The organism is Daejeonella sp. (assembly GCF_044348475.1).
In the GTDB taxonomy this organism is placed as follows: domain Bacteria; phylum Bacteroidota; class Bacteroidia; order Sphingobacteriales; family Sphingobacteriaceae; genus Daejeonella.
In genome coordinates, this window is the sequence record NZ_JBIKSU010000023.1 from 1 (window position 1) to 17,413 (window position 17,413).

The 17,413-nt window shown below is 38.4% G+C and carries 16 protein-coding genes; 4 read left to right on the top strand and 12 right to left on the bottom strand.

The genetic code is table 11. The features are described from left to right. A partial coding sequence (locus ACIQZ6_RS07000; protein WP_395809540.1) for an acyltransferase family protein occupies positions 1 to 1,084 on the top strand: 1,084 nt, incomplete at its 5' end. Between the two features lie 304 nt (positions 1,085 to 1,388). Here the strand turns inward: ACIQZ6_RS07000 and ACIQZ6_RS07005 are convergent. After that, on the bottom strand, positions 1,389 to 2,681 hold the full coding sequence (locus ACIQZ6_RS07005; RefSeq protein ID WP_395809542.1) for an alpha/beta hydrolase family protein: 1,293 nt from the start codon (positions 2,679 to 2,681) through the stop codon (positions 1,389 to 1,391). Between the two features lie 394 nt (positions 2,682 to 3,075). Between ACIQZ6_RS07005 and ACIQZ6_RS07010 the strand changes: the two genes are divergently transcribed. Continuing rightward, the gene (locus ACIQZ6_RS07010) at positions 3,076 to 3,477 is read left to right on the top strand and encodes an endonuclease domain-containing protein (RefSeq protein ID WP_395809544.1); all 402 of its coding nucleotides are present in this window, start codon (positions 3,076 to 3,078) and stop codon (positions 3,475 to 3,477) included. Between the two features lie 281 nt (positions 3,478 to 3,758). On the opposite strand, the gene rfbA is transcribed toward ACIQZ6_RS07010, so the two are convergent. The 11 genes from rfbA to ACIQZ6_RS07065 all read right to left on the bottom strand — a co-directional run bounded on the left by rfbA (position 3,759) and on the right by ACIQZ6_RS07065 (position 14,342). After that, positions 3,759 to 4,619 (bottom strand): glucose-1-phosphate thymidylyltransferase RfbA, encoded by an 861-nt coding sequence (gene rfbA, locus ACIQZ6_RS07015; protein ID WP_395809546.1) that lies wholly within the window; start codon positions 4,617 to 4,619, stop codon positions 3,759 to 3,761. A gap of 106 nt (positions 4,620 to 4,725) precedes the next feature. Then, positions 4,726 to 5,292, bottom strand: a complete 567-nt coding sequence (locus tag ACIQZ6_RS07020) for a DUF3109 family protein (protein WP_395809548.1) — start codon at positions 5,290 to 5,292, stop codon at positions 4,726 to 4,728. Positions 5,293 to 5,310: 18 nt separating this feature from the next. Beyond that, the gene (locus ACIQZ6_RS07025; RefSeq protein WP_395809550.1) at positions 5,311 to 6,072 is read right to left on the bottom strand and encodes a DUF3108 domain-containing protein; all 762 of its coding nucleotides are present in this window, start codon (positions 6,070 to 6,072) and stop codon (positions 5,311 to 5,313) included. A gap of 59 nt (positions 6,073 to 6,131) precedes the next feature. Continuing rightward, complete coding sequence (locus tag ACIQZ6_RS07030; RefSeq protein WP_395809602.1) at positions 6,132 to 6,659, bottom strand: DUF2480 family protein; 528 nt, start codon at positions 6,657 to 6,659, stop codon at positions 6,132 to 6,134. Positions 6,660 to 6,775: 116 nt separating this feature from the next. Next, positions 6,776 to 8,878: a SurA N-terminal domain-containing protein gene (locus ACIQZ6_RS07035; protein WP_395809552.1), complete on the bottom strand. Its 2,103-nt coding sequence runs from the start codon at positions 8,876 to 8,878 to the stop codon at positions 6,776 to 6,778. 326 nt (positions 8,879 to 9,204) lie between these two features. Next, positions 9,205 to 9,768, bottom strand: a complete 564-nt coding sequence (gene lptC / locus ACIQZ6_RS07040; RefSeq protein WP_395809554.1) for an LPS export ABC transporter periplasmic protein LptC — start codon at positions 9,766 to 9,768, stop codon at positions 9,205 to 9,207. A 3-nt stretch (positions 9,769 to 9,771) separates the two neighbouring features. Beyond that, positions 9,772 to 11,085 (bottom strand): hypothetical protein, encoded by a 1,314-nt coding sequence (locus ACIQZ6_RS07045; protein WP_395809556.1) that lies wholly within the window; start codon positions 11,083 to 11,085, stop codon positions 9,772 to 9,774. Continuing rightward, on the bottom strand, positions 11,060 to 11,797 hold the full coding sequence (locus ACIQZ6_RS07050; protein WP_395809558.1) for a type III pantothenate kinase: 738 nt from the start codon (positions 11,795 to 11,797) through the stop codon (positions 11,060 to 11,062). The genes ACIQZ6_RS07045 and ACIQZ6_RS07050 overlap by 26 nt, the downstream gene beginning before the upstream one ends. A 226-nt stretch (positions 11,798 to 12,023) precedes the next feature. Beyond that, positions 12,024 to 13,004 (bottom strand): DUF6427 family protein, encoded by a 981-nt coding sequence (locus ACIQZ6_RS07055; RefSeq protein ID WP_395809560.1) that lies wholly within the window; start codon positions 13,002 to 13,004, stop codon positions 12,024 to 12,026. A 124-nt stretch (positions 13,005 to 13,128) separates the two neighbouring features. Then, positions 13,129 to 13,653, bottom strand: coding sequence for a DinB family protein (locus tag ACIQZ6_RS07060; protein ID WP_395809562.1), 525 nt, complete (start codon positions 13,651 to 13,653; stop codon positions 13,129 to 13,131). Continuing rightward, positions 13,650 to 14,342: a YjjG family noncanonical pyrimidine nucleotidase gene (locus tag ACIQZ6_RS07065; RefSeq protein ID WP_395809564.1), complete on the bottom strand. Its 693-nt coding sequence runs from the start codon at positions 14,340 to 14,342 to the stop codon at positions 13,650 to 13,652. The genes ACIQZ6_RS07060 and ACIQZ6_RS07065 overlap by 4 nt, the downstream gene beginning before the upstream one ends. 406 nt (positions 14,343 to 14,748) lie before the next feature. Between ACIQZ6_RS07065 and ACIQZ6_RS07070 the strand changes: the two genes are divergently transcribed. Both ACIQZ6_RS07070 and uvrB read left to right on the top strand, forming a co-directional pair. Beyond that, the gene (locus ACIQZ6_RS07070) at positions 14,749 to 14,925 is read left to right on the top strand and encodes a hypothetical protein (protein ID WP_395809566.1); all 177 of its coding nucleotides are present in this window, start codon (positions 14,749 to 14,751) and stop codon (positions 14,923 to 14,925) included. A 66-nt stretch (positions 14,926 to 14,991) separates the two neighbouring features. After that, the gene (uvrB, locus tag ACIQZ6_RS07075) at positions 14,992 to 17,022 is read left to right on the top strand and encodes an excinuclease ABC subunit UvrB (RefSeq protein WP_395809568.1); all 2,031 of its coding nucleotides are present in this window, start codon (positions 14,992 to 14,994) and stop codon (positions 17,020 to 17,022) included. Positions 17,023 to 17,413 lie beyond the last annotated feature (391 nt).

The window sequence follows — 17,413 nt, forward strand, 5'->3', positions numbered from 1 at the left end:
ACTACTCTCTATCGATGCCCTTCGTGGTTTCGACATGCTTTTGATTGCAGGAGGCGGAACTTTTCTGGTATTACTGGAAAATAAAACCGGATTGGCTTGGGTCGATTATCTTGCTGGGCAATTGAAACACCCGGCCTGGAATGGTTTTACTTTTTATGATTTCATTTTCCCACTATTTTTGTTCATTGCAGGTGTTTCTATCCCCTTTTCGCTCAAAAAAGGCATTGAAAAGGGTCTCAGCAAATCTGAATTATACAAAAAAGCATTCCGTAGAATGTTAATTCTAATCGTTTTAGGCATTCTGGATAAAAATCAACCCCTTACTTTTTTTGACCCTGCTCAAATTCGAGTAGCCAGCGTTCTTGGTAGAATAGGGGTGGCTGGATTTTTAGCTACCATTTTATACCTTAACTTTTCATGGAAGAGCCGACTCATCTGGGTGGCCGGAATTTTACTTTCCTATTATGCGGCTCTATTCCTAATTCCAGTACCCGGATTTGGTGCAGGCAATCTGACGATAGAAGGTAATTTGATTGGTTGGTTTGATAGAAATTTTTTGCCAGGACGGCTACTTCAAAAAATATATGATGAAAATGGCCTAATAACGCAATTCCCTGCCATGTGCCTTGCGGTTCTGGGTTCTCTGGCTGGCGATATGCTGGGAACAAACTGGAAAGAAAGTAAAAAATTATCATTTCTGCTGTTAGCAGGTATTACAGCAATAGGTGTAGGTCTTATTTGGAGTATTCACTTTCCAATTAACAAACACCTCTGGACCAGCTCTTTTATACTCCTTACCTCTGGAATGGCATTTATATTTTTGGGGCTATTTTATTATGTTATCGATATTCTGAAATACCAGAAATGGGCATTCTTTTTCCAGGTAATTGGCATGAATTCACTCACCATTTATTTGGCTTACCATTTCATTGATTTTGCTCATACCTCAAACGCTCTTTTTGCCGGTCTTTATGCTCCAGTTCCGGAACCTTTTCATGATGCACTCGAGGCACTTGGCGGGCTTGCACTGGTATGGTTTATGATGTATTTTTTGTATAAGAAGAAGATTTTTATAAAGATTTAGGGTATAGGTTGTAAGTATTAAGTTATAGGTTATAAGTTTGGATTGTGCTATTCTACTCATTACCTGGTTTACTCATACAAGATTACCAAAGGTAAAACAAAGAGACAAATTATCTCATCGACATATCCTTACACAATCTTTAAACCCTCTCCTTTGGAGAGGGACAACACTATACCTGAAACCAGTAATTTCGTACACAGGGTGAGGCCCTAAATTTGCTAATTTACTTTCAATACGAAATCCAACACCTAGATGTGACTGACGAAATTGTCTTTCTAAACGCTTAGGTAATTTCGTAAGTCTTTTATGCTTTCAACCACTGATCAAACCAATCAAATGCCTCGGTTTGCATCTTGCTATCAAACTTATGAGGACCCGGATGGAACGAGCATTTGTATTTATCTGTAGCATTCGCTTTTTTATAAACCTCTGCTAATATTTTATCGGCTGCCTCCATTTCAGGAAGCGTGTAAAGCCCGTCATGGGTATCATTCAGAACCAAGGTTGGAAGCGGTGCCCTCAAGCCCAAAATTTCTGGGAAATCCATATCCTTTGGAAGCATTGGAACATAGGTCATCCAGGTATGGGTAAATGATTTGTTCAGAATAAAGTCTTTCCAAGTGGTAAGGAATCCTACACATACGGCACATTTAATTCGTGGTTCGAGCCCACCCATAAAAACAGTCCTCATTCCACCTCCCGACAAACCGGCGCAGCCAACCCGAGTAGCATCCACATCTTTGCGGGCGCACAAAACGTCTAAGGCTTTCTGATCTTCTGCAAAAAATACCCCAGGCCAGGTTGTACCTGCACTGAATAAAGATTTTGCCATAGTATGCTCATGTGCAGAAGCCCAGGTATTATACGCTTTAATATTTTCTGAATCTTCGGGGTTTTGATCGTTTAATCCATTTCTTTGCGATGCTGGAACATCCTGTAACATTACTCTACGACTGGCAAAAGGAAATGCATCAGAAACTAAGACCACATAGCCGCGTTTAGCAATTTCATTTGCCCATGCTAAACCACTATAATATTCCTTTTGATGGGATACCATATCTGGATGCTGTTTATCGGATGTCTTGGTAATTTTTCTGGTTCCAAAGTACTTGTTTGCTCCATGATCGTGGAAAGCCAGAATAGCAGGCAAGGCACCCTTGGCATTTTGAGGTTTTAGTAAAATTGCTTCTGTAGCACGGCCATAAGGCAGTTGCCAGGTCAATTCTTCGATATGTAATCCGTCATAATTGTATTGCTTATTGACAGTAACTTTAGGAATGCCACCTATATCAGGTATTCCCAAACGATCAAGTAGCCTTTCTTTTGCCGCTACTCTCCACTTCTCAATATCCTGCCATTTGGTATTCCTAAATGAGTAATCAGGAATCTTATTTTCTGTTAGTGAATAGGCCCATGCCCCATATAAACCAATAATACTTTGATTGCTACCATCCACATTTTCATCTGCCGCAAGTGGAACTTTGGTATCCTTTTCAGAGTTGTTGCAAGCCGAAAGTCCGTTAATTACTCCTGCACCAATTCCAGCCATTCCGGCTATGCCAGCGATTTTTATAAAATCTCTACGGTTGTTTTTCATGTTTATATTTTTTGGATCACATTCTGTGTGTAATTCATTTAAATTATACAACAAGATATTGATTTTTTAAGGAGAGTGCAACGAAATAAGAAATTTTATGTGTTGGAATAGTGTTGAAGATACCAACCCTTTAATCAGCCCGCTCCAATGGAGTCCTTTGGACCAGCGGTGGACACTGGGTGGATATGACAAATTGGATAGAACTCGTGAATATCAGTTCAATCCCGAAATTCCTTTTCCGACATACTGTCCCCCGCTGGCGGGGGTAGGGGGTGGTTTATGAGCTACCATTTTAGTAAAAGCTTTTGACTATCTAAAAAAACTATCATTCTAATTGAGTAAACGGTATTCATCAATTTCTAAAATTAAATTTAGCCGACAAATTAAGAATCTAATGAAAAACGCTTCTGCTGAAAATCTATGGCACTATAACAAAGACCTGCAAGCATTTGCTAATCAGAACAGGAAGAAGATGACCAAAGCTGAATCATGCCTTTGGAAGTATGTGCTTAGTAAAAGACAAATGAGAGGATACCAATTTGGACGTCAAAGGCCTGTTCTAAATTACATTGCTGATTTTATGTGTAAAGACCTATTACTCATAATTGAGGTTGATGGGCTTACACACCAGTGGGAGGAAGTAGCATTGAAGGATCACCAACGACAAAAAGAACTTAGTAAAGCAGGTTTTACCATATTACGTTTTGATGATGAGGAGGTATTAAATCATATAAATGATGTTTTTTATAAGATCAACGAGTTTATTGAGAAATTGGAGAAGAACCACCCCCTTTAATTCCCCCGCCAGCGGTGGACACTGATCGGCTAAGCATAATTTGATATAAATTGTAAATAATAATCCAAAAACCTATAAAGGTAGTACGGGATTAAATCAAAACCTGTAAACTTATTTTAGGACGAAACAGAATGTACCCCCCTTTAATCACCCCGCCAGCGGTGAACACTGGGTGGATATGACACATTGTATAGAACTCGTGAATATCAGTCCAATCCCAAAATTTCTTTATCCGACATACTGTCCCCCGCTGGCGGGGGTAGGGGGTGGTTTAATACCAATCACCTAACCAACCCCAAAAGATACTCTCCATACCCACTTTTACGGAGTGGTTCAGCAATTTCCTTGAGCTGCTTTTGATCAATAAAGTTCATTTGATAGGCAATCTCTTCTATACAACCAATCTTTAAGCCTTGCCTTTCTTCAATCACCTGAACAAACTGGCCAGCCTGCATAAGCGAGTTGAATGTACCAGTATCAAGCCAGGCAGTTCCGCGGCTTAAAACCCCTACCTTCAGCTTACCCTGTTTTAAATATTCACGGTTAACATCTGTTATTTCGTATTCTCCACGTGGCGAAGGCTGTATATTTTTTGCTATTTCAACCACCGAATTATTATAGAAGTATAAACCCGGAACTGCATAATTAGATTTGGGCGCTAATGGCTTTTCCTCGATAGATAATGCATTGAAATCTTTGTCAAACTCTACAACCCCATAGCGTTCAGGATCGGATACCTGGTAGGCAAATACTACTCCTCCTTCTGGATTTTGAATGGTTGGCAACAAATTACTGATCGAATCACCGTGAAAGATGTTGTCGCCCAGGATAAGTGCAACCGCATCCTTACCTATGAATTTCTCGCCAATCACAAATGCCTGTGCCAACCCATTTGGAATTGCTTGTTCGGCATAAGAAAATTTACAGCCAATTCTAGTTCCATCACCAAGCAATTTTTCAAAGTGTGGAAGATCATGCGGTGTAGAAATGATCAAAATATCTTTAATACCAGCCTGCATGAGGGTAGACAATGGATAATAAATCATCGGCTTATCGTAAACCGGCATAAGTTGCTTGCTTACAGCTAGGGTAAGTGGGTGTAATCTGGTGCCTGAGCCCCCTGCGAGTATGATTCCTTTCATATGGGAAAGTTGTAGGTTATAAGTTGTAGGTTATAGGTTGTAGGTTGTAAGTTATAGGTTGTAGGTTATAAGTTGTAGGTTTTAGGTTTGCTAATTTACTCATTTGTTAATTATCTGTTTTAGCTTTTTCAACAAGCTCATTATACCATTCAGCTCCATATTTTCGGATAAGGGGGTCTTTTAAAAACTGGTAAACCGGAACTTTAAGTTCATTTCCAAAACTACATGCCGGACTACAGATATTCCATCGGTCATAATGTAAAACTTCAAACTCGGGATAATTGGTTATTCGAATTGGGTATAAATGACAAGAAATGGGCTTCTTCCATCCTATTTTGCCGTCTTCATAAGCCTTCTCAATAGAACATTTACTAATTCCATTTTCCATAATGACATAGGCACATTCCTTATTGGTGTCTACGCAAGGGGTAGTGTAATCACCTTCAAAGTCTTTGACATAGGTGCCAAATTCTTCAATTACAGCAATACCCTTTTCTGTCATATAGGGTTTTACACTTGGATAGATCTCGTCTAAAATGGCCAACTCCGAGCGCTCAAGTGGTGCACCTGAATCTCCTTCAATACAACATATTCCCTTGCATTTATTCAGGTTGCAAACAAAATTCTCACTCACTATATCCTCGTGAACTAGGGTATTTTTGACTTCAATCATAATTCATTATTTAACCGCTCAAAGGCTATATTTTAATCCTTCGGCGGATATTAACTCTAAGGTAACAGAGCCAACCAATATTTCTACATGCGCTTTAACCGGAATACGGTTTGCATCATCTGTTATCCAAAGATATAATTTACTATTCTTCCTGAATATTCTTCCAGGCTGAATCGATGGGCTAAACTTTATACATCGGATTAAGCCAAGGGCTGTTTTTACAACTTCTTTGCCAATATACTGGATCTCCATTTTATTAATTCCATCATCCAGAAAATAATTCATGCTAAATTTATCGCCTTGGCTAAGCTTTGAGATGTTTAGGTTACGGGCAAAATAATACGCTGAAACTACGTCAAATGTTTGACCATTGCTTTTAAATGTCCCTTTCTTGGAAACCACCTTTTTTTCGTCTTGGTAAAAACGAGCTTGATCACTACGCCGATAATTGGCTTCACGGATATTTTCTGTATAGAGGTATGGGCTCATTGTTACCTGATCAATGTATGAATCGTAGCGATTTCTGACCTTGTAAAATACATTGAATGTTCCGGCCGTACGGCCTTCGGCTATGAGATGAAAAACCGGTTTATTATCGAATAAAGCAGTACTTTCTTCAACCCTAATGGAGGCTTCTGCTGCAGTTATAAAACCATATCGCAGTCTGTACTGAAGCTTTTCACCAACTTTAAATACCGGCTCAGCACCGCTCATTAACCCTTGCGAGAATGCAGTTTGACCTGTTAAAAAGAGAAAAAGAAGTACTAATTTCCTAATCATGAATGCTATTAAAGCAATAGTTATTCCAAACCTTACCTTTCACTTCCGGCCTGATCCTGTCACTCCGGGCTTGACTCGGAACGCTTAAAAATAGGCACCGTAGAACAAGGCTCACCGTACATGATACTTTTGGCAACATGTGATAACTTCACCGTAATATCAATATAAGCAGAATCAGGAACAGCAATTTCACCGCATCCTTTAACTACCACGCGCTGATCACGATATTTTTCAATGTCCATTCTGCTAAGCTCACGTTCAAAAAGAATAGTTTCGAGTAATTTAAGATCGCCAAAGACTACGGTTTTAGCAAATGCCGCCATTTTGTTGGCAAGAAGCATATAAGCCCAGGTGGGTACAATTGCATCGGCTGAACAACCTATTGCAATGTGTTTATCTGTATAAGATTCCCAGTTATGCCCTTTAATAAATTCCCTAAAGTCTTTCTCTTTGAGCATTAAGCCCTGAAAGAGATTGTCTTTTATATCATAAAAAAAGCGTTCGCCAGCAGGATAAAGATCTGCAAGATCTAGACTTACGAGCGCGCTTTGAGCTACCTTATTAACAATATTTTCCTGAATGTCCATCGTGTTATGCATTGAGATTATTGATTAGCTCCGAATCATTTATTCAAACCGGTCTAAAACAAAAAATCCGGAAGCGATACAATCACTTCCGGATACAAAGTTAATGAAATAAGGTATTAAAAGAATTTTAGGCGATTGTCTTTAATATCTGACATATCGCGTAAAACTTTATAAGCTTCACCTGATGCACGTTGCTGAATACCCTGAGCCACCTGAACCTTTTGTTTAAAGGCATTGGCTAGCGGTGCAGGCTTACTGAAACCGTTGACTACAAAAACATAAACTCCCTGATCACCTTCAATAGATTTAGATAATTTACCTGGCTGTGACCCAAAAATAGTTCCTACTAATTTATTTTCCTGAGAAATTCCAGGAATTACAGGATTAGCAAATACTATATTTTGTACAGGGGTTACTGGTTTACCAGCCTTTTGAGCAACTTGCTCAATAGAAGTTGAACTGCTAACTGCTTTATTCATTTTATCTAAAAGTAAACGTGCTTTTACGCGCTTAATAACTAAGGGTTCAATCTGCTTCTTAACCTGTTCTAAAGGTAAAGTGCCTTTTTCAAATACATCAATAACCTTGGCAACTGCAAACTTGTTACCCATTTCAAACACCTGATTAGAAACATCGCTCTTATCTGCTCCAAAAACCCATCTGATCATCTCACGTGAATTTTCTAAACCTTCAACAGCTGCCTGAGTAGGGATTACATTTTCTGCAAGTTTTTTGGCATACCCTGACTTCTTAGATTCTTCGTCAAATGCCTTATCGTTCTTTGCTGAAGCAAGGAAAGCCGTTGCTTTTGAATAGGCCTCTTGTTGAGTTTTATTACTTGTTGACAAAGATTTATCAACCAATGCTACCTTAGCAACCTTTGAAGAACCAATTTGTGCATTGATCTTAATTACATGAACTCCAAACTGGGTAGTTATTACTTTCAAATCGCCAGTCTGACCATTAAAAACGGCTTCCTCAAAGGCTGGAACCATTGCACCTCTTGCAAACGTACCCAGATCACCACCAGAATCTTTAGAAGCATCTGTTCCAAATTTAGCTGCCAATTCAGTGAAACTGGTGCCACCTGAAATTAGGTTACGAATTGAATCAGCCTTAGATTTTGCCTTGTTAATACCGCCTTCAGCAGCTGGGTTAATTAATATATGACTCGCTTTAACTGAATCTGGACCAATCTTAACATCAATAACCTTTGCCATTTTGTAAGAGCCATTGGTAAATATTGGGCCAATGAACGTACCGGCAGAGGCTTTAAATATCAATGAATCTAGTGCGGGGTCTAATTGACCTTTACGTACATAGCTGATTGGAAGTTTTGTTTCAGAGTTTATACTTACAAATAAAGAGTCGTTTGTTGATGTCCTGAAATCAGCAGCAATTTTTTGAACGGCAGCTATAACTTCAGTTGAATCAGATTTTGAAGGATTTGCATCAAATACGATGTATTCAAAAGATCTGCTTTCGGAAGGATTTTTATAACGAAACTTATTCTCATTATAAAAATCACTGTAATCCTGATCAGTAGCCTTTACTTGATTATCAGGTACTGAATTGTAATCAAGACTTACATAACTGAAATTAGCTAATTTATTTCTTTGGTTATAGTCTTCTCTGGCTTCAAGAGTAGTTACATAGATACTGTTCTTGATCAGATTTGAATATTTTTGCGCCATTTTACCTTCGCGGATGTTCAAAAGAAAGGAAGTCCATTGCTTACTTACAGGGCTGTCGCCTGCCTGAGTTTTCACATTCTCAAGAAATGAATTTAACTGAACTCTGTTTAACTGACCAGTTTTTGGATCACCAAAGTTTTGTATAATCTGAGGATCAGGATTTTTACCGGTAACCAAATCATTTAGCTCGTTCTTACTAACTTGTAATCCTAAACGATTCATCTCTTTCTTCATCAAAAGTTTAGAAACAAATTGGTTCCAGGTATTTTCAACGATATAAGATGTCATTTGTGGATCCAGATTGTTCTGGCCCATTTGCTGCTTAAAGTTATTCGAATTTAGTTCAACCTGCTCATTGAATTCCAAGATTGGAATGGCTTCACCATCAACTTCTCCAACTTCTGTCTGATCTGCACGTATAAATGATCCACCCATTTGCAATGCATCGCTTACTAAGAACGCAATTATTGCGAAACCAATAGCCCCAACGATGATTAACCCAGCACGGTTCCGCAAAAAACTCATTATTCCCATATCCGTATTTTTTTATTCTAATTTTAAAAGAGGGCGCAAGATACAAATTTTGAAAAATAAACAAGAGAAAATTAGAGAATCAGATAATTAAGGTCATTTCGAACATGCGAAACAAAATACATTGGTTTCAATAGTAATTGCCGTATGAAAAAAACATAGATCCCAAGTCGTCATTTCGATGAGGCACGAAGAGAAATCTGTTGATTGAAATAGAAATTTAGATTGAAAAATACTCTTCTTGAACAGATTTCTCCACCTTTCAAAAACGCCTTTCAATTTAAATAGCACAGGTGTTCGAAATGACGGAAAGGCAACCGCTAAAACCCTTGCTCTCCGGTCAATCTTAGATCGCCGGTTGATTGAACTATTTCATAGTAAGAAAAATCTTCATTGGCCCAGAAACTGGTGCCATACAGAATATTGTCTTTGGAGGCAATGCTAACTAGTTTATTAGAAAAAAAACGCTTTTGGGTTTCATCCCAAATTAACTCATCCGATTTAAAGGTCTCTCCTTTTATATTTGTAACCACCACATTTCGCATGAGTTCAACCCTGTTTTCTCGTTCTCGTCTAATTGCATAATCAGATCGTACCCTACTAGTTTCTTGCCGATTCGGATCAAAAAAAATGACAGTTACTCCCTTCCTCATTTCGATATAAGGTTTTTCTGTTTTAAAACTCAGTAACTCGGGGGTAATTAGCTTGGCTTTAACATGGGCAGAGTCGCTGTAGATAATTTCAACTCCAGTAGATTTATCAACCGGTACGATCAGCTTTTTTGCTGAGATCTTCTCCACATCACGCAGATTATTCTCACAAGCAAATTGCAGAGCTATCCCAGTAAAAAAAACAGCACCGTATAGGCAGCGCCGGGCTTTCATCTGTTATTCAATGTATGATTTCTGGAACCACTTATCATTGAGTGTGAAACCAAGATGTAGATTTAGATAGCGATCGCGAACAAGATTATTTTTCTCGGTACCGCGCTGACCAAGTTCAGCTGACAAGTTAATTTTGTAAAAACTAGATCGATTACGTGGAAGTGGCAATCCAACACCAAAAGTCAATGCATATTGGTTAATATCATTATTGCCGATTTGGACAAAGGTTTTATCGTACTTGATGCCAAACCGGTAATCAACCAATTTAAAATAGTTTGTGATTGCGTTCGCGTCGGGCGTGATTTGCCCGCCAAGAATAACACCATAGCTATTATTATATTCTGGATTTGAAGCTCCTTCGCGATAATCTGACCACTTGCTATAGGTAAGATCTGCACCTATTAACCAAGCATTGGTTTTTTCAAAGGCAAAACCTGCGGTATGTGTTACTGGCATTTTGATTTTATTTTTAGTTCCTACGGCATAATAGGTGCTATCGGCCGTAGCTAATTCATCACCAATAACATCTTTTCTATAACGGGTAGTAACTGTATTATTTCTGGAGTTCAAACTATTTCCTGAATTTCCGGTATAACCAAAAATGAATTTAGTTTTATCATTTATTTCAGCTGAGTATTGAAGCCCGTAGTCATAACTTAATCCTCCAACAGAATTACTGTACTGGGTACGTGAATTAAACACAGTGGTCAATTCATTCGCAAATTCGAAAGCTCTGTTTTGTTTAAGATTTCCAAAAAGGTAGGCCAAGTTAAACCCAAAACTAAATTTCTTTCCAAGCTTAAATCCGTATCCCATGTATGCTTTTGAAATACCACCTTCACCAGAATAAATATAATTTACTTTATTGGTGTCTATCAAACCTGAATTACTAAATTGATAACCCAGATCAGTATAAGGTACTAGCCCGAAGCTGATGGCCGAAAAACGGTTTACTGGTACCCCAAAATTAATATGGCTTAACGTTGAGTTTAATTGGTTCTTTCCCGAAGTTCCATTCTTGCTCAAATTACGGATATCCATTGAAGCACCCACGTCAAAGGTTGTTAGCTCAAGGCTTGAATAAGAAGCAGGGTTTGCAAGGTTAATATTATCGTATAAGCCTGGCTTACGAACCCCTTGACTCAAACCACCCATTCCCCTATTCTGTGGAAGAAGAGAACCTTTCAGATCACCCAGTCCAAATTGTGAATAAGGAGAACTTGAAGTAATTTGTGCCGATACAGGAAGAACCGCTACAAACAGTATAAAGAAGAATATATTCTTAACTATTTTAATCATTTTGTTGGATAACTTCATTTAAACCAATTAGTACCAAATCGGGTTCGGTTTTTAAAGCGTGTGCAAAGATGCTATTTTTAAGCCTGTAATCAAAAAAAATCGAATCGCCACCACACAGAAGCACGTGTAATTCAGAATATTTTGAATTATAGATCTCAATAAACCCCTTAAGCTCCTCAATAGCCCCATTTAATACTCCTGAAAGCATGGCAGATTTTGTATCATAGCCTTGCCAGTCATCATATTCAATGAGCTCCACTTCTGGGAGCCTTCGCGTAAAATTATGCATTGCCTTAAGCCTCATTTTCAAACCGGGTGATATGCTGCCACCTTCATACACACCCTCATTGTTAATGGCATCATAGGTTATACAAGTTCCCGCATCGATAACCAAACAATTTTTATTGGGGAATACTACTCTTGCCCCTATAATTCCTGCCAAACGATCCAGTCCAAGAGTGGCAGGGCTTTTATATTTATTATCTATCCCTGTTTGCAATAGAGTAGAAAACCGGATATACGCTGTTCTCTCTTTTAGAAAATCTTCTAAAGCGATAATTCCATCATTCACCGATGAAATTATACTATGGGTTATTTCCGAATTTTTGAGGTATTCGCCCAAAATAGTTGTATCCAAAACTTGCACTTTTTCAGACCTAATTAGCTGATCTCCTTGAAAAACGGCAATTTTACTGCGCGAATTACCGATATCAATAACTAGATGTGCCATTATTATTCGAATAATTAATGCTAAAATTCAATGCAATCGGCTCATTGTCTTTATTTAAAAGGCTAGCTATATCAACTCCTATTGCCTTGCTAAAGACATGAATTAGGACCTCAATACCACTAGTTACAGTTAAGATAAAGGCATAAATTTTCATAGTACAAATCTATTCAATTTTTAAGATTGGCGGCCTTGAATTGTGTTAAAAAAGGTTAAAGCCTGATTTTTATTAGAATAACTGGAAATAAATTATTGAACCAAAAAGTATGAAATATAAACTCTCATACAGCCAGCGTGTATTTGCATATAGAAAATAGTATGCCATGAGTGCGGCTGCAGGCGGAGCACACAATAAAAAATGATATAAAACCAGGTTCTGCTTCAAATAAAAAGAAGCAAGTGCTATGATAAACATAAAGAAAAGCAGCTGGAATGATTTGCGGAGCTGAACAACGCTCCTAAAGAAATTCTTCTGCAATTGAAAAAAACCAAGCACAAGTATAATTGCTACAGGAATAAGAACTAAATAATCAACTTGATTTATTCGAAGATTCATCTGCAGGTTGGTGGCTAATGGTAACCATATCTCATAAAATTTACCCAAAGAATCATTCCAATAATAGAATACAGCCAAAAAGAAAAAGATGGTGATAAAGCCTATGATTGCTGCGATCCATTCTCGCCAGTTAAATGGTCTAAAAATGATCAGACTAATCCACATGAGGGGCAGCATCGAAATAAAAGGGGAATATATCAAGGTGCCTAAAGCTGTGAGCATGCCCAGATCAAACATTACTGAACTCACTTCAGCCCTTTTATAAACACTTAAAAACTTTTCAATCATCCAGAGAACCAAAAAATTGCAAATCAAAGTTGGACTCAATAGCAGGAAGGGTGTAAGTAAACTTCCAGTGGTTACGTACAGCAGCGCAGGCAAAAAAGTTGGCTTGCCCAAAAGGCCATAAGAATTAATGATTTTGTTAAATATTAATGCCTGAGTGATCAAAATTGCTAAGGCAACAATAACATTTCCTAGGGGGCTAAAGGCACTTTGCAAAGGGATATCTATTAATAACCTGGCAAACGGCTCCATGAACTCAAAGCTGATTTGTTGAGGCAAGTCAATGAAAATACCTATTCTCAGTAAAATAGCAATCCCAATTAGTAGAATGATATTTAATGGATTGATACTTCTGAATTGCTGGATCATTTAGTGTTAGCTTGTGCGCTTGATGCGATACGCCTTGATTCGCTATTTCAAAGTTAATAATATAGCTGAAATTCAGAGCCGCTATATTTTGATGGGATGAATCAATTTGATGAGCAAAAGTATATTACATGTTATCAAGCTGTTTCTCAATTCGTTTGAGCTGCTTAACATGATGAATAGTGTGTATCTCAATAAATCTTAACCATTGTTTTGCATTCAGCAGTCCTAGCCGGGGGTGATTAATTTTTTGATGGGGGTTTGCAGTATTCACCAGATGGCTAATTTCCTGTAAACGCAATTTAAATTTTAGCATCAATGCGTGGGCCTCTTCCTTGCTAATTTTCTTAACCATTGAGGCAATCCGTTTTGGCGCTTTGATTTTTCCGGGAGGAAATTGACCAAAATATAGAATGAGCAAAGTAATCCAGTGGATAGACTTTCTGCTGAGTTCTCCATTTTGCTGAATACAGTTTTCAATTGCAATAAGTGAGAGCAGGCCAGACTGAAATATATGTGAATAGGTTTCAGAATAAGACCAGTTTCCGTGAGATGGAGATTGCATGAATGACTCCTCTGAAACTCTTGCTAGAATTGCTTCATAGACTGCAATAGTATTAAGCAGTGAATGAGTGATTTGTTCAGTTTTCATAAAATACGAATGAGTTCGCTTAGGCAATTGATTTGAAGTTCAACATCTACGGGTTTTTCTTTCCCTTGGGGATTAAAATAGATTGCTTTCATACCGTAATCTTGTGCGCCCCTGATATCTGCCTCTATGCTATCCCCAATCATGATACTTTCAGAAACATCAGCTTCTGCTAGGTTTAATGCATGATCGAATATGGCCCGGTCTGGCTTATTTACACCCACAACCTCCGAAATGATCACATGCTCAAAATATATATCGAGACCGTTATTACTGATCTTCATTTCCGTTGATTCCTTAAAACCATTGGATATTATATGCAGGGTATATTTATTTTTCAGATAGCGTAATGTTTCGTGTGTACGAGGAAATAAATTGGTTTTTGTAGGGCAAATAGCTACGTAATCGTCTTCAAACTGATAAGGAATATGCTCTGCAGAAACACCCAGATCGGTAAATGTTTTAGCAAACCTGGTTTCACGCAGAACTTGCTTACTTATTTTACCTACGTGATAATCTGCCCATAGCTGGTGATTATTCAAGGTATACCTTTCAATAAAGGTATCTGCTGAGTGCAATCCTAAATTTTTCAGCTTATAAGTATGGTAAAGTTCATGCAGCGTTTCTTCGGCATTTTTATCGAAATCCCAAATAGTATGATCGAGGTCAAAAAACAGATGGTTATAAAGCATTAAATAATGACTAAGGAATAGTTAACGCAAATTTAAGGTAATATTAGTCTAAGAATTAATAAATAATTGCAGAGATTTTTGAGTTTAGTGATTGTGTAGTCAATGCTTTTTTGTTGGTGTTCATACCATTTGCTTTTGATTTGTGCTTATCAAAATACTCAAGTTAAAAACCACCCCCTTTTATTCCCCCGCCAGCGGTGGACACAGGGCGCCTAAGGAAAATTTGAATTTAACATTAAATTATATCCTCTTTTCGAAATCTTTTTATCCGATATGCTGTACCCCCACGGCTATGAGCGGAATCAGATTTATGAATGGCAGGTAACTAAATTCAGGAACAGGAGAATTTATATCAATCTTAAACAAATCATCCATTCACTGAACCTACGTTCACCTCTCTTCCGCATTGACTGGTGCGGCAATTACTCCATTAGCCAACCCACTGACTTTCATAGCAGCAGGCGCAGCGGTAGCATTTTGGTCCTTTTTTGCTACAGAAAAAGGACTAAGCCCCCGCGGCTATGAGCGGAATGAAATTATGTATGCTTGGTGGGTACCACCAAGCACAAGGGAAATTACGTAAATCATACCGTCACCACTACACCTTTACACAATACTCAACACTTCTTTATTATCTTTGTAAAATCCCATGGAATTTAAGCTAACATCCGAATATAAACCTACCGGCGATCAGCCTGAAGCAATTAGGCAACTGGTGGAAGGAGTAAATAATGGAGATCATTATCAAACCTTACTGGGTGTAACTGGCTCGGGAAAGACCTTTACAATTGCCAATGTAGTGCAGGAAACACAAAAACCAATGCTAGTTCTTAGTCATAATAAGACCTTAGCTGCACAGCTTTATGGTGAATTCAAACAATTCTTTCCAGATAACGCGGTCAATTACTTTGTATCCTATTACGATTATTATCAGCCCGAAGCCTATATCGCTTCATCAAACACGTATATAGAAAAGGATCTGCAGATCAACGAGGAAATAGAAAAACTCAGACTTCGAACAACCTCTGCGCTGATGTCGGGACGCAGAGATATAATTGTAGTTTCATCCATTTCATGCATCTATGGCATGGGAAATCCAGAAGATTTTTCAAACTCGGTTTTTCGTTTCGCCGTTGGCACGAAGGTTAGCAGGAATGCATTTTTACATCGCTTAGTAGAGATATTGTACTCCAGAACGACCACCGATTTTCGTCGTGGAACCTTCCGAGTAAAAGGAGATACCGTAGATATTTACCCGGCATATATGGATTTTGCTTACCGGGTTTCATTTTTTGGGGATGATATTGAAGAATTGAGCACCATCGATCCTGCTTCGGGAAAGACCATTGAAAAGATGTCGCACATGGCTATTTTTCCAGCTAATTTATTTGTTACCCCAAAAGAGCGCTTCACAGAGTCGATTTGGGCTATCCAGGAGGAGCTTGAAAGCCGTAAACAGCAGTTTATTAATGAAAAGCGTTTCTTGGAGGCTAAACGTTTGGAGGAGCGTGTAAACTATGATCTTGAAATGATCAGAGAGCTTGGGTACTGTAGCGGAATTGAAAATTATTCTCGTTTTTTTGATGGAAGAACCCCTGGAATGCGTCCATTCTGCCTGCTAGATTACTTTCCGAAGGATTATTTAATGGTAATTGATGAAAGCCATGTAACGGTGCCCCAAATTCGTGCAATGTATGGTGGAGATCGATCTAGGAAACTTTCTTTAGTAGATTACGGCTTCCGCTTACCGGCGGCATTAGATAACCGTCCATTGAATTTCAATGAATTCGAAACACTTGCTCCTCAAACTATTTATGTAAGTGCTACACCAGGCGATTACGAAATGGAGCAAACCGAAGGCCTGTTTGTAGAACAAGTGATTCGACCTACAGGCCTACTTGATCCGGTTATTGAAATTAGACCCGTAGGTAATCAGGTGGATGACCTTCTGGATGAAATTGATAAAACGGTTAAATTAGGAGACAGAATCCTGGTTACTACGTTAACCAAACGTATGTCTGAGGAGTTGACCAAATACATGAACCGGCTTGGAATCAAAGTACGATATATCCACTCTGAGGTAAAAACACTAGAAAGAGTTGAAATTCTAAGAGACCTAAGGCTAGGTGTTTTCGATGTTTTAATTGGTATAAACCTGCTTCGTGAAGGGCTAGATTTGCCAGAGGTTTCATTGGTGGCAATCCTAGATGCCGATAAGGAAGGATTTCTTCGGTCGGAGCGTTCCTTAATTCAAACTATTGGCAGAGCAGCAAGAAATGACCGCGGACGGGTAATTATGTATGCCGATAAGATCACTGCCAGTATGCGTGTAACTATTGACGAAACTAATCGCAGAAGAGAAAAACAGGTGGCTTATAACACTAAGCATGGAATAACTCCTCGCACCATTGGGAAGTCGCGTGAAGCTATCATTGAGCAAACCTCTGTAATGGATTTCAAGGGTGGCGTTCAAAAAGCATATGTAGAAAAAGAAATGACCGACAATCTTGCGGCAGATCCGATTGTTCAATACATGACCCAAGATGAACTTCAAAAATCAATTGAAAAAACTAAAAAAGACATGGTTTTGGCAGCTAAAGAGATGGACTTTTTGATGGCAGCAAAATTAAGAGATGAAATGTATGCTCTTGAAAAAATCATGCAAGAGCGGTTTCCCTGATGTATGTGATAAATGGATGTTGTTCTAAATAAATGAATTGAATCTATATTTTGATTTAGCTGGGTCTTGCTTTGGGTAACAAACGTTCATAAATTACTGGTTTTGCTAACTGCAGAAATCGGCCTCCTGGGATTTGGCAGTAAAGGCGCTCTTTATCCTTACATTAACGTTCATAAATAACTGCCTTCAAGTAATCCGGAAAAGTGTTGCAGACTCATTCATATATTTCCAACCATAAACACGGCTTGGATTACGCCAATAGGATAAAGTGTGATTTTACAACAAATACCGGGAAGCCGCGGCTGTTTTGCTTACTTTTCCAGCTGAAGGGAAAAGTAAGTGCCCTCTCCCGCGGCATGAGCGGGATGATTTTAATTTTAATTGATAATTC

What these genes read in the sequence shown, in the direction of transcription:
- ACIQZ6_RS07020 (WP_395809548.1), bottom strand. Translation starts at nt 5,292, where the DNA reads ATGATTGAAGTCAAAAATACCCTAGTTCACGAGGATATAGTGAGTGAG.
- lptC (WP_395809554.1), bottom strand. Translation starts at nt 9,768, where the DNA reads ATGAAAGCCCGGCGCTGCCTATACGGTGCTGTTTTTTTTACTGGGATA.
- ACIQZ6_RS07050 (WP_395809558.1), bottom strand. Translation starts at nt 11,797, where the DNA reads ATGGCACATCTAGTTATTGATATCGGTAATTCGCGCAGTAAAATTGCC.
- ACIQZ6_RS07005 (WP_395809542.1), bottom strand. Translation starts at nt 2,681, where the DNA reads ATGAAAAACAACCGTAGAGATTTTATAAAAATCGCTGGCATAGCCGGA.
- ACIQZ6_RS07065 (WP_395809564.1), bottom strand. Translation starts at nt 14,342, where the DNA reads ATGCTTTATAACCATCTGTTTTTTGACCTCGATCATACTATTTGGGAT.
- ACIQZ6_RS07010 (WP_395809544.1), top strand. Translation starts at nt 3,076, where the DNA reads ATGAAAAACGCTTCTGCTGAAAATCTATGGCACTATAACAAAGACCTG.
- ACIQZ6_RS07055 (WP_395809560.1), bottom strand. Translation starts at nt 13,004, where the DNA reads ATGATCCAGCAATTCAGAAGTATCAATCCATTAAATATCATTCTACTA.
- uvrB (WP_395809568.1), top strand. Translation starts at nt 14,992, where the DNA reads ATGGAATTTAAGCTAACATCCGAATATAAACCTACCGGCGATCAGCCT.
- ACIQZ6_RS07025 (WP_395809550.1), bottom strand. Translation starts at nt 6,072, where the DNA reads ATGATTAGGAAATTAGTACTTCTTTTTCTCTTTTTAACAGGTCAAACT.
- ACIQZ6_RS07045 (WP_395809556.1), bottom strand. Translation starts at nt 11,085, where the DNA reads ATGAAGTTATCCAACAAAATGATTAAAATAGTTAAGAATATATTCTTC.
- ACIQZ6_RS07060 (WP_395809562.1), bottom strand. Translation starts at nt 13,653, where the DNA reads ATGAAAACTGAACAAATCACTCATTCACTGCTTAATACTATTGCAGTC.
- ACIQZ6_RS07035 (WP_395809552.1), bottom strand. Translation starts at nt 8,878, where the DNA reads ATGAGTTTTTTGCGGAACCGTGCTGGGTTAATCATCGTTGGGGCTATT.
- rfbA (WP_395809546.1), bottom strand. Translation starts at nt 4,619, where the DNA reads ATGAAAGGAATCATACTCGCAGGGGGCTCAGGCACCAGATTACACCCA.
- ACIQZ6_RS07030 (WP_395809602.1), bottom strand. Translation starts at nt 6,659, where the DNA reads ATGGACATTCAGGAAAATATTGTTAATAAGGTAGCTCAAAGCGCGCTC.